The organism is Bradyrhizobium sp. 18BD (assembly GCF_054185225.1).
The window spans coordinates 135,146-146,736 of sequence record NZ_JAVAYL010000016.1 but is presented as its reverse complement, the minus strand read 5'-3'; the positions used below and the strand labels follow the sequence as shown (position 1 = coordinate 146,736).

Sequence of the window (11,591 nt, the reverse complement as noted above, 5' to 3'; positions counted from 1 at the left end):
AGCTGTCGCAATGTCTCAGACCGCGACTTTCCAAGGAGGGCGTAGGCATCGGAAAACTGGCCAAGCTCCCTTACGGGGGGCTTGCTTGCGCCCCATGAACTCAGGCGTATCCAGGTTCGGTGACTACAAGGGACGATGGCCGATTGAGGTGGATAGCAATCCTCTCTGCAGGGCGCCGCAACGTCTCGGATGGCGATTCACCGAACAGCGCGCGATAGGCGACCGAAAAGCGGCCAAGCTCCCAAAAACCATGATCGGCGACAATGCGCGTGACGGTTGACTTCAACGGATCCGCCCGCAGCAACGCGTGACGCGCGAGGTGCATCCGGCGCAGGGTGAGAAAACGGATCGGCCCCATGCCCAGGTGCTCTTCGCACGAGGCGCGAAGTGTTCGCTCCGCGACACCTATGGCGCCGCAGATTTCGGTGAGATAAAGCGGCCGGTCGGAATTTGCCGCCAAAAACTCCTCGAAACGAGCGACGATCGCATCGTGGTGGCGGTCAACCGTTTTGGGTTCTACGCCGACGCCGTCGGCGAGACATCGGACCATGACATGGATGAGTTCACTCTCCAGTGCGCGAAGCACCTCCGGGATTTGCAGTACATCTGGAGTGTCATGAGCGAGCTGTCCGATCGCTCTGTGCAGCTTCAACAGCCGCGACATCAATTGAGGGTGTGGATGAACAATGCGCTGGTCTGATTTTTCCACGAACTCGTAGCCCATGATCGCTTCGACCGCCTGATTCAACTCATCGGTTGGTAGAGAGAGCGAACCGTAGTCGAAATCAGGACCTGATCGCCGATGGACGACATCAGACCTGTTGACGATGATGTCGCCGGGCAAGACCTCCAATCCACAGTGCTGGAGGGGCGACGAATTGGATTCGGTCAGAAACCCGATCGACCGCCGCTCGGGTTTGCACGCGACGGTGCAGACTGTTGGCGCGGATGCACGAAGACCTTGCACCCAGAGCCGGTTGGCGCCGACCTGCGTGATCTCGACCTCAAAAGCATCCTTCGTTGTTGGCAGTATCTCGACGTCGGCAGCCAGGATCGCCGCCTGACATAGCAACGGATCTGAAAACGCAAGAACTCTACTCCAGGGCATTTCGGCCCCCCGAGACGCAAAAGTACGCTGTTGCAGGTGACGGCTACGCAATCAGTTCTTAGAATGAATTTGTCGGCTTTCTCATCAAACGGCGCCGACCCTGAGTTCACGCCGTTTTTTAACATAGGATCGTAGTACTCTAGCGCCAGCACTACTCCTGATCAATGTGGCGTTTACGACACTATTGGGGTGCGCAGCTACCCGGGCAAAATGCGGCAAGGTGCACGCCAGCCAGGAACGACGCGGGTGTTTGATATAGATCAACGCAAGGATTGTGACGCTGCAAATTGCGATCTTCGCGGCAACGTCGCCTGGAATCTTCACTTCTGGAATGCCAGCGCTTGTTGCTCTGAGTAAGCACTCCCGCCACTGATGATTTTCGGGAGACATTTGCTCCACTTGACCAGGTGCCGCTCATGATAGTTGCCTTGCGTGCAGGTCTTCGATTGGAAGCGGCCAGCGATCGCATAAGCGCGGCAACAGCATGCGATTTATACTCACATCGCCGAGTGAGTATAAATCGATGCCGACTTCCAACCTGAGTGCCTCGACAATCACTGATATTCGCGGGGCGAGTGGCGTGTGCACTCTCGCTCTCGTGCGCGCGACGTGTGTATTGATAATCCGAAGACGCGATTTTCGCTTCCAATTCATGCACATATGGTCCTAGAAGAGCCAAGCAGCGCAAGCTTGCTTAAACCAGATTTCTCAATCGGTCCCATAACATAAGGAGCCGATCGGAGTCGAAATATCTCAGTAAAATGAATGACTTTGGCCGTAAATTTTCTACGGCGCCCATGATGGACGGGACGCGGGATTTTTGCGTAATCGCAACAGGTTGGTGCGGGTGCAACTGCGTCTCGTAGCAAATGCTTCGCGTCTTTTGGTGATGGTGTCGAACCATCTTCGAACGCATCAGCACAATTCTCTGTAGTTGCTTGATAGTCGACTCACTCAAGTCAACTACGTAAGTGTGGCAGTTGATGAGATCGGCGCTCGCGCCGCGAAAGCGGACCTCGCCGGAGGTCTGGGCCGACCCAAAAACAGATTTAATCTGATCCCAACGGCGGGCTTATCGCGCTAGCGTCTGTGATGCCGAGCATCCGGCCGAGTTTCAACGCGGGCGGCAAGACCCAGAACGGAGAGTCTGGATCGAACGGCGTCGGCTCATGAGTGATGTTGTAGAGAGTCTTAGCGCAAATCTCTTCGAAGGCGTATTGAGCTGCAGCCGGCTGATCGCGACGTTGCTCTGCCGCCAATGTCTTGCGTCTAATCTCGTTAAATAATGCATGCGCTTGCTTGCGACGGGATTTGTCATTCGCCAGCGTGATCAGTTTTCGAAGTGTTTCCTTGTCCTCGCACCGTCGCTCAAAGAGCGTAAGCGGTGCTAGCATGGCCGAGATTATGTCTCCATTCATGCAGGAACGGTAACGCATTCAGCAGATCTCTCCAACGGGTCAAAACCGGCAATGCTCTGATTGAGCATCTGCTTAGCCCCCAAAGGCGGCATCGGCATTTTTCGACGCCAGATCTGATACGCATCGAGTCGCTTCCGGGTAGTTCGCTTAGTTGAGGATGCTTTGGTGCGCTATTGTTGAAACTGTCGCGATTGTAGGATCGCCCTTCGCTAGCATTTATTCCATCACGATCAGCGGGATCGGCAACGCAGTCATCGACTCGATCTTCTCCATCGCGAAGCGCGAGGTGATGTTCTTGAGCGGGACGGTGTGGATCAGCTTCTTGTAGAACAAGTCGCAGTTCTGCTGGTCAGGGATGACGACGCGCAGAATGTATTGACGGCAGCTGCGAAGCGCTTCAGCTATTCCGTCGGCGGCCATCAGTATGGTTGGATCGTGCTGAAGCCGCCATTCGTTTTCAAGCGGAGCATCGGGCGCGGCGGCGCTGGATCAGTCGTTCGCGAGCAACGCGAGCACGTCTGCGTGCCGCAGGCGCGGCGTGGAACCGACGTTCAGCGGCCGGCGGCAGGAGTCCGGCAGTACAGAAAGCGTAGGCATGCCCATGCTGCCGAACGACGCATAGAACGAGATACGGTCGGTGGGCGTATGCTGAGGCGCCCCTGTCATGATGCCGAGCGCGAAGAGGAGTGCGAGCAATAGGACGAGCGGCACGATCAATGCCTCATGCGTGCCGATACGATCCGTCACTGCTCTTGCGTCGATCGCTCGCGCGAGAGGAGAGCGAAGGTCGATCCATTCCAGGGTGAATTTGAGCATGCTGGCCCCACGTGTCGCTGTTGCTTCGCGAACGCCTCACTTCATCAAGAATCGGAGGCGACTGCTGCTCCGGACGTGCGCGAGCGGCGCGCCTGGAGCATCTCGATGATCGCGAACATCAAGATCACGACAATGAGCACGACGACGGATGCGGCAGCGATGACAGGGCTTACCTGAAGCAGGATTCCATCCCACATCTGCTTCGGCAAAGTCGTCTTGATGCCGCCGCCGACGAACAGTGCAACCGTCAGTTCCTCGAACGATTGCAGGAACCCGGTTACAAAACCGACGGCGAGCCCGCCCGCCACCAGCGGCAAGGTAATGCGCAAGAAGATGCGCAGCGGTCCGGCGCCAAGCGTTGCCGCTGCCGCATCGAGCTTCCAGTCATAGCCCTTGAAGGTCGCCAGCATGACCATGAACACCACTGGCATCGCGATGACGGTGTGACCGATGGTGATCCCTATGTCGCTTGCGACCAGCCCCATTCGCGCGAACAGATAGAACAGCGCGATTGCGGTGACGATGGACGGGACCATCATCGGTGAAAGGCAGAGCAGGAACGCGATGCCGCCGAGCCGGCTGCGGGTCCTGGCAACTCCATATGCTGCCATCGATGCGATCAGCAGCGTGATGGCCGCTGTCGCGAACCCGATGCCGAATGAACGGGTCATCGCGCCAAGCCAGAGCGACGAGGCAAAGAACTGTTCGAACCAGCGTGGACTCCAATTCGGCGGCGGAAACGACAGAAAGGTCGAGCCCGTGAAAGCCATAGGGACAAAAGCGATGATCGGCGCCAGCAGCAAGGCGATCATGACCCAGGCATAGATCGAGAGCAGAGCGCCCCCGCGCAGGCCGCGGATATTGCGCTTCCAGAGCTCCTCAATCGTACCGCAGGTCAGCCCGGCGGCATGGATGATGGAAAGACCGATACGTCGTACCAGGCCGTCCGCGTTGGTCGGTCGGCCACTGCCCGTCGACACCGCCGACAGATCGAAGAGCCTGTCATAAACGAAGCAGATCGTGATGGTTGAGATCAGGAGGATTGCCGCAAGCGCGCTGCCGAGTTGCCAATTCTGCAATTCGTTGATCTGCAGAATGATGAGCTGCCCGATCATGGTGTCCTTGGCGCCGCCGACGAGGGCCGGCGTGATGAAGAAGCCGAGCGAGGCAACAAGAACGAGGAGGCCGGCCGACGCGACGCCGCGTACCGAGGGTTGGAAGAACACCTGCCAGAATGCTCGTGAGCCGTTGGCCCCGAGCGTCGATGCCGCCATCATAAGGCGACGGTCGATCTGGTTCATGACCGGCAACATCGTGACGACCGCGAGCGGCAGCAGCGTGTGCACCATGGCGAAGATGACGGTGGTACGTCCGAACAGCAATTGATCCCCGCCCATCATCCCGATGGCAGCGAGGGTCTTCGCCACGATGCCGTTGCGCCCGAGCAGCACCAGCCAGGAAAAGTTCTTAATCAGTGCGCTGGTCCAGAACGGTAGCAGCACGAACATGGTGGCAATGCGTTGCTGCTGGGGCGGCTTTTGCGACAGCCAATAGGCGAGGGGATAGCCTAGTGCCAGGCAGAGTACGGTGGTCCAGCACGCGACCTGGAACGTCGTCGACAGCACGGTGAGATAGGGGCCGCCGTTCCATATGCGCAGGAATGGAGCGAAAGTCAGCGTGCCCGTGACCTTGTCCATCACGCTCACGGACAACATCTGCGCGGTCGGCCATACCAGGAACAAGGCCAGGAAGCCAAGACCAGGCAGCGCCAGCCACAGCGGATCGAGTTTGAGCTTACGTGCCTTCGTGCCAGGACGCTCGGCAATTCCAAGAGACGTGATCTCGGCCATCTCTCAATGCCCTCGTTCGATCTGTTGCAGTGCGGTCATCTCACTCTAGGCGCGCTTGGCAAGTGGCGCCTTTGCCAATGCCGCGTTGCGGTTCTCGGGGCGCGCAAGGCCGAGATGCTCGCGGAGGGTCTGCCCTTCATAGTCTCGGCGGAAACGCCCGCGCCGCTGCAGCTCCGGTACCACCTTCTCGACAAAGTCAGTCATCGTGCTCGGCAGTGCCACGAACGAGATCATAAAGCCGTCGCAGGCGCCTGCGTCGATCCAGGTTTCCATGTGATCGGCCACTTGGGACGCGGTGCCGCAGAACGTCGCCTTGGCGCGATTGAACCGGCGCGCGATCTCGCGCAAGGTCAGGCCTTGGCAGATCAGGCCGGCGATCTCGTCGAAATACGCCTTGTGGAGGTTGGACGTCGCCGGAATCCGGCTGACCGGCACCGGCTCGTCGAGGGGGAGATCCGACAGGTCGGTTTCGAGGTCCTGCCCAAGGCGCAAAATGCCGACATCGGGATGGATCAGATCCTGCCAGCGATCGAGCTTGTCGCGGGCCTCTTGCTCGGTATCGCCGATCACGACCGAGATACCTGAGGCGATCTTCAGATCGTCCGGCCGGCGGCCGAACTTGGCCATCCGGGTCTTGAGATCGCTGTAGAATGCCTTGGCGGCATCGAGATTGCCGCTCGACCCGAACACTACTTCGGCATGCTCGGCCGCGAAATCCCGGCCGGTGTCGGATGCGCCGGCTTGGATGATGACCGGGCGGCCCTGCGGTGAACGCTCGATGTTGAGTGCGCCATGCACGGTGAAGTACTTGCCCTTGTGGTCGACCAGATGCTGCTTGTCGGGCAGGAAGCTCTGGCAGGTCTCCTTGTCGTAAACGAAAGCGCCGTCTTCCCAGGTGTCCCAGAGCGCCTCGACGACCTCGAGGAACTCCTTCGCCTTGGTGTAGCGGTCGGCATGCGGGGGCAACCGTTCGAGACCGAAATTGCGGGCCGCGTAGTCATTGGCGGAGGTCACCACGTTCCAGGCGGCACGGCCGTGCGAGATGTGATCCAGCGAGGAGAACAGCCGCGCAATATTGTAGGGCTCGTAGAAGCTGGTCGACGCGGTCGCTCCGAGGCCGATACGGGTAGTCGCCCCTGCGATGGCCGAAAGCAGGGTGATCGGCTCCAGGACGTTCATGAACAGCGGCGATCGGCTCCAGGCTCTCAGGTTCTCGGTGCGTGCCGCCGGCGTGTCCGCAATAAAGAAGAAGTCGAACTTGCCGCGTTCGGCGAGTTGCGCCATCTCGCGGTAATAGTCGATGTCGGTCGAGGCGTGCGGCCGCGCCTCGTCCATCAACCAGGATGCCGCGTGCGATCCGTTGGCGTGCACCAACGCGCCAACCACCATCTGCTTCTTCTTGCTCATGACCGTCCCTCCGTGTTTCTTCGCGCGTCGCAGACGTTACTTCTTGCCGCCCATGAGCAGCCACTCCTGGAAGCGTTCCGAGACTGCTGCGTAGTTCTTGCCCCAATAGGCATAGTCGCGCACGGTGAGGCCGGCGAGATTTTCGGGCAGCGTCGGAAGCACCTTGGCGCGCTGCGGCGTAATGAACTTGTAGGCATTGAGGTTGCTCGGGCCATTGGCGACGATGCTGGAATAAGCTGCCTGGCGCTCGGGATGCATGGAGAATTTCACGAATTCGCGAGCCTGTTTCAGCTTCGTCGTGCCCTTCGGAATCGACCAGCCGTCGATCGAGTAGAGGCCCTTCCAGACGATATTGACCGGAGCGCCGGAATCGATCGCGGCGAAAGCGCGCGCCGACCACGTGTCCGCCATATCGACCTCGCCGTTCTGCAGGATCTGCGTGTTCTGGGCGCCGGCCGTCCACCACACCGCGACCTCGGAACGGATCTTGTCCATCATCTTGAAGGCGCGATCGACATCGAGCGGATAGAGATCTTTCGGCGCGACGCCATCGGCAAGCAGCGCCGATTCCAATACGCCCTTGGGGTTGCGATACAGGCCGCGACGTCCCGGAAACTTGGCCGTGTTCCAGAAGTCGGCCCAGCCCGTCGGGGCCTCCTTGTAAACGTCGGTTCGATAAGCCATCACGATGCCATAGGCGGAGAAGCCGAACCAGTTCGGCATCAATGCGCCCGGAATTAGCTCGTCATCCGGTCCCTTGTCGACCTCGAGCGGCTCGAGATAGTTTTTGTCCTGGGTCAGCCTCAGCACGTCGTCGGGGGTGACCATGCAGACATCCCAGAGCTTGCTGCCGGTGTCGACGATAACCTTGAACTGCGTCACCGGATCGGATTCGTGGGCAACTCCTTCGACGCGGATGCCGGTGGCCTTCTCGAACGGATCATAGAAGGCGGTGCGCAGCGCGGCACCGGGAGCGCCACCGACGTCGGCGACAGTGATCTGCTCGGCCGCACCGGCCCGTCGAGACCAGACTGCTGGCAGTGCGATGCCGGTAGCGGCGGCGCCCGCGGCCTTTAGAAGCTTCCGTCTCGAGATGCGCGTGATAGCGGACATTGTTGTTCTCTCTGTGATGCAATGAACGGTGTCGGAGGACGCGATGTGATGGCGTGATGCTACGCGCCTGCCATTGATGGACCGCTTTCGAGGACTCGGGCTTGGTTACGTTCCCAGCGGATAAAGACGCTTTCATCGATTTCGACCGGCGGCAGGCCGGCCCCACGACGCACGGTGATCAGCGTGCCGCCGGCGAGACGGACCAGAAGCCGCGTCTCCGAGCCCGCATAGATGCTTTCCTGAACGCGACCGCTCAGCAGCGCCTCGTCACCGCCGCAAAGAACGAGCTTCTCCGGACGCACCACTAGCGCGGCCGATTGGCCGACCTGCATATTGCAGTCGTCGGGCAGCGGAAGGACGCCATCGCTGGTCTCAAGACATCCGTTCGCGGCGACCTTGCCATGGATCAGATTAGATGCGCCGATGAAGTCGGCGGCGAAGATGTTGGCCGGCCGTTCGTAGATCTCCTCGGGTTTGCCGAGTTGCTCGATCCGGCCGTCGTTCATCAGGCATATGCGATCGGCCAGCGCGAGAGCCTCTTCCTGATCGTGCGTCACGAAAATTATCGTGGCGCCGGTTTCTCGATGCAGGCGCTTGATCTCGATGCGCATGTCCTCCCTGAGTTTCTTGTCGAGCGCCGACAGGGACTCATCCATCAGGATCAGCGACGGCCGATAGACGAAGCAGCGCGCCAACGCGACCCGTTGCTGCTGGCCGCCGGACAGTTCGCGGGGAAAGCGGCTGGCAAAGTCCGACAGCCCGACCATCGCGAGCGCTGCTTCCGTCCGGCTCTTGACCCCCTCCGCCGGCATTCGCCGCATCTGCAGCGGGAACGCCACGTTCTCTCGGACGGTGAGGTGAGGAAACAAAGCGTAGTTCTGAAAGACCACGCCGATGTCGCGCTTGTCGGCGGAGCTCTCGGTCTCGTCACGGCCATCAATGATCAACTGGCCGCCCGATGGTTCGACTAGACCGCAGATGATCTGGAGCAGGGTCGTTTTGCCGGAGCCCGATGGACCAAGAACCGCGAGGAGTTCACCGGCAACAACCTTCAGCTCGATCGGCTTGAGCACGGTTACGGCGCCATAAGCCTTCGAGATACCGCGAGCGTGCAGCTTGACCTTCGACGTCATCATGCCGGCCGATGCCGAGGTGTGGTCGGATAGCGCGGGCCCTGCAGGTGCATCGTATGCGTCGCGCGGCGATCGCCACAACATACGAAACACGTCGCTACGGCGGCTTCGGAGAGGCGGAACGGCGCGGATCGCATCCATTACAGATCCTGTCTGGTCAACTCGGGCAAAGTAAGCCTCCCGGATCCGTGATGTGTAAATTACGAAAACCGGGTCCTTTGATTAGACGACGCCTAATCGATCCAGTTGAGGAATTATTGGGCGAACGGTGGTCAATCATTGGCCTTTTCGCCTACGGCGTCGGCGTTGGCCCGCTATAGCTTTCAGGTAATCAGCGACGACGATTTTCTTATTTTACGCCCGTACCGGAATCCATAACTCTCGTTTGCCTGAACGTGCCTGTCGTAGGAGCAATAGATGACGAATTCCGCCGTCTCGTCGGAAGAGCAGCAGCTTCGTGTTGATCTAGCAGCCGCCTTCCGCAGCATCGCCAAGCTCGGCATGCATGAGGCCGTCGCCAACCATTTCAGCGCCGCGATCTCCTCGGACGGCCGCCGGTTCTTGATGAATCCGAAGTGGCGGCACTTCTCGCGGATCAAAGCCAGCGATCTGGTTCTGTTCGACCTAGACGACGAGCAGGGCGTCAAAGGGCGGCCTGATGTCGATCCGACGGCCTGGGCCATTCATGGCCAGATGCACCGGCAGCTTCCGCAGGCGCGGGTCGTGATGCATCTCCATCCTCCGTTCGCGACCACGATCGCCTCTCTCATCGACCCCCAGATCAAGCCAATCGATCAAAATACCGCGCGCTACTTCAATCGGCTCGCCATCGACGATCGTTATGGCGGTATGGCCGACAGCGAGCAGGAGGGTGCGCGACTTGCGGCGCTGCTCGGCAACAAATCGCGGCTAATGATGGGAAATCACGGCGTGCTCGTGATCGCCAACACGGTCGGCGAAGCCTTCGACGACATCTACACGCTGGAGCGTGCCTGCCAGATCCTGGTCCAGGCCTACGCGACGGGGCAGCCGTTGAAGGTTTTGCCCGACGCCGTTGCCGAAAGCACTGCACAGGATTGGGAGCAGATCACGGATTTCTCGATCGCGCATTTCGAGGAGATGAAGTGCATCCTGGATGCCGAGGATCCGTCCTACGCGCATTGATCGCGACTGCGGTTGCGGTGGGGTAGCGCGAATGAAATCGAGACAGGAGCGGACATGATACGGACAGGCGAAGAATACAAAGCCTCCATTCGCGACGGCCGCGCGGTCTATATGAACGGCGAGAAGATCACGGACGTCACCGTCCATCCGGCGTTCAAGCCACTGATCGATCTCAGGGGGCGGATATACGACCTTCAGCATGACCCGGCGACGCGGCATCTGATGACTTACCGCGAGGACGGAGAGGTCAATGCGATCAACAACAAACTGCCGCTCAGCCAGCAGGATTGGTGGGACAAGCGTCGCGCGACTGATACGGTTCTCGAGGATGTCGGCGGCGTCATCACACGCGTTGGCGACGAGACGGTCGGCGAAATGTGGTCGCTGTTCGACGGGCAGGATGTGCTCAACGACGTCGATCCGCAATTCTCCAAGAACATTCGCAACCACATTCTGAAGGTGCTGCACTCCGATCCGTTCCACGTCTCGGCAAATACGGATCCCAAGGGTGACCGCTCGAAGGCCCCGCAGGACCAGGATCCCGACATGTTGCTGCATGTCGTCAAGGAGACCGACGCCGGGATCGTGGTGCGCGGTGCCAAATACGAGACGGCCGCGGCCTACGCCAATCAGGCCTTCACCAAGCCGACCATCGCCAATTGGGGCGATGCCGCCTACTCCGATTATGCGGTTGGGTTCATCTGCGATCTCAACGCCCCGGGCCTCAAATTCATCTGCCGCACCGGCTTTGCGGGCCGCGCACCGGCCGAAGACTACCCGCTGTCGAACCGGTTCGACGAGGTCGATACGCTGGTGATCTTCGACGACGTCCTGATCCCCTGGGACAATGTGCTGTTCTATCGGCATACGAAGGCGGCGGCCTACATCCGGGCCACGCTGCATCGCTACTCGGCCTTTGCGTTCGTGCAGCGGAATCTGAAATTGGCCGACATGCTGATCGGCGCAGCGCTGTTCAACGTTCGCCAGACCGGGCTCGAGAAGCAGCAAGCCGTGCAGGAAAAGCTCTCCAAGCTTGCGATCTATCGCGAAGGGATCAACGCGCATCTGACGGCGGCAATTGCTCTACCTGAGCGCAGCCCGGGCGGCCTGATGATGCCGAACCAGTCGCTGCTCTACACCGGGCGCGTGCTGGCTTGCTCGCAGCTTCACGAGATGATGCACGTCGCGCGCGAGTTGTGCGGAGGCCAAGTCTGCGTGACGCCGGACAAGGCGGCTTTCGAGGATGCAGAGACCGGGCCGTGGCTGGAGAAGTTCTACACTGTCAACGAGCATTGGATCGCTGATGATCGACGTCGGCTGCTATCCTTTGCGCGCGACCTGCTCAACTCGGACTATGCGGGCCATCGCCTGACGTTCCAGCTGTTTGCGCAGTCGGCGCCGTTCGCGCACCTTGCTGCGGTCTATCGAAATTTCGATTGGGACGGCCCGCTCGATTTCGTGCGCAGATCCGCGGGGTTGTCGGAGAGGGTCATGAAGGAGAAGGGCGCTCAGACCGGGGATCGTGCCGTCAATCAATGGTTTGGACAGATCCGCGATGCGGCCGAATAGCGAGAGGGCATGA

At 59.9% G+C, this 11,591-nt stretch carries 9 protein-coding genes and 1 pseudogene; 2 read left to right on the top strand and 8 right to left on the bottom strand.

The features are described 5' to 3' along the window. Window positions 1-100: 100 nt before the first annotated feature. From RAD16_RS27075 to RAD16_RS27040, 8 genes and pseudogenes are all read right to left on the bottom strand, one after another. On the bottom strand, window positions 101-1,108 hold the full coding sequence (locus tag RAD16_RS27075; protein ID WP_458160885.1) for a helix-turn-helix domain-containing protein: 1,008 nt from the start codon (window positions 1,106-1,108) through the stop codon (window positions 101-103). A gap of 1,049 nt (window positions 1,109-2,157) precedes the next feature. Continuing rightward, window positions 2,158-2,544 (bottom strand): hypothetical protein, encoded by a 387-nt coding sequence (locus RAD16_RS27070; protein ID WP_458160884.1) that lies wholly within the window; start codon window positions 2,542-2,544, stop codon window positions 2,158-2,160. Window positions 2,545-2,742: 198 nt separating this feature from the next. Beyond that, a pseudogene (locus RAD16_RS27065) lies at window positions 2,743-2,901 on the bottom strand (transcriptional regulator); the annotation flags it as partial. 114 nt (window positions 2,902-3,015) lie between these two features. Next, window positions 3,016-3,342: a hypothetical protein gene (locus RAD16_RS27060; RefSeq protein WP_458160883.1), complete on the bottom strand. Its 327-nt coding sequence runs from the start codon at window positions 3,340-3,342 to the stop codon at window positions 3,016-3,018. Between the two features lie 44 nt (window positions 3,343-3,386). Next, window positions 3,387-5,192 carry an ABC transporter permease subunit gene (locus RAD16_RS27055; protein ID WP_458160882.1) on the bottom strand — a complete coding sequence of 602 codons (1,806 nt, stop codon included), beginning with the start codon at window positions 5,190-5,192 and terminating at the stop codon, window positions 3,387-3,389. A 45-nt stretch (window positions 5,193-5,237) separates the two neighbouring features. Then, entirely contained in the window at window positions 5,238-6,599 is a 1,362-nt protein-coding gene (locus tag RAD16_RS27050; RefSeq protein WP_458160881.1) for an LLM class flavin-dependent oxidoreductase, read from the bottom strand. A 36-nt stretch (window positions 6,600-6,635) separates the two neighbouring features. Beyond that, window positions 6,636-7,712, bottom strand: a complete 1,077-nt coding sequence (locus RAD16_RS27045) for an ABC transporter substrate-binding protein (protein WP_458160880.1) — start codon at window positions 7,710-7,712, stop codon at window positions 6,636-6,638. A 59-nt stretch (window positions 7,713-7,771) separates the two neighbouring features. Continuing rightward, window positions 7,772-8,986 (bottom strand): ABC transporter ATP-binding protein, encoded by a 1,215-nt coding sequence (locus tag RAD16_RS27040; RefSeq protein WP_458160879.1) that lies wholly within the window; start codon window positions 8,984-8,986, stop codon window positions 7,772-7,774. Between the two features lie 276 nt (window positions 8,987-9,262). Here RAD16_RS27040 and RAD16_RS27035 point away from each other — a divergent pair, with 276 nt between their 5' ends. Further along, window positions 9,263-10,009: a class II aldolase and adducin N-terminal domain-containing protein gene (locus RAD16_RS27035; RefSeq protein WP_458160878.1), complete on the top strand. Its 747-nt coding sequence runs from the start codon at window positions 9,263-9,265 to the stop codon at window positions 10,007-10,009. A 54-nt stretch (window positions 10,010-10,063) separates the two neighbouring features. Next, the gene (locus RAD16_RS27030; protein ID WP_458160877.1) at window positions 10,064-11,578 is read left to right on the top strand and encodes a 4-hydroxyphenylacetate 3-hydroxylase family protein; all 1,515 of its coding nucleotides are present in this window, start codon (window positions 10,064-10,066) and stop codon (window positions 11,576-11,578) included. The last annotated feature ends 13 nt before the right edge of the window (window positions 11,579-11,591 follow it).

Excerpts from the sequence above, each read along its gene's own strand:
- RAD16_RS27075 (WP_458160885.1), bottom strand. The coding sequence starts at position 1,108 with ATGCCCTGGAGTAGAGTTCTTGCGTTTTCAGATCCGTTGCTATGTCAG.
- RAD16_RS27070 (WP_458160884.1), bottom strand. The coding sequence starts at position 2,544 with ATGCGTTACCGTTCCTGCATGAATGGAGACATAATCTCGGCCATGCTA.
- RAD16_RS27060 (WP_458160883.1), bottom strand. The coding sequence starts at position 3,342 with ATGCTCAAATTCACCCTGGAATGGATCGACCTTCGCTCTCCTCTCGCG.
- RAD16_RS27055 (WP_458160882.1), bottom strand. The coding sequence starts at position 5,192 with ATGGCCGAGATCACGTCTCTTGGAATTGCCGAGCGTCCTGGCACGAAG.
- RAD16_RS27050 (WP_458160881.1), bottom strand. The coding sequence starts at position 6,599 with ATGAGCAAGAAGAAGCAGATGGTGGTTGGCGCGTTGGTGCACGCCAAC.
- RAD16_RS27045 (WP_458160880.1), bottom strand. The coding sequence starts at position 7,712 with ATGTCCGCTATCACGCGCATCTCGAGACGGAAGCTTCTAAAGGCCGCG.
- RAD16_RS27040 (WP_458160879.1), bottom strand. The coding sequence starts at position 8,986 with ATGGATGCGATCCGCGCCGTTCCGCCTCTCCGAAGCCGCCGTAGCGAC.
- RAD16_RS27035 (WP_458160878.1), top strand. The coding sequence starts at position 9,263 with ATGACGAATTCCGCCGTCTCGTCGGAAGAGCAGCAGCTTCGTGTTGAT.
- RAD16_RS27030 (WP_458160877.1), top strand. The coding sequence starts at position 10,064 with ATGATACGGACAGGCGAAGAATACAAAGCCTCCATTCGCGACGGCCGC.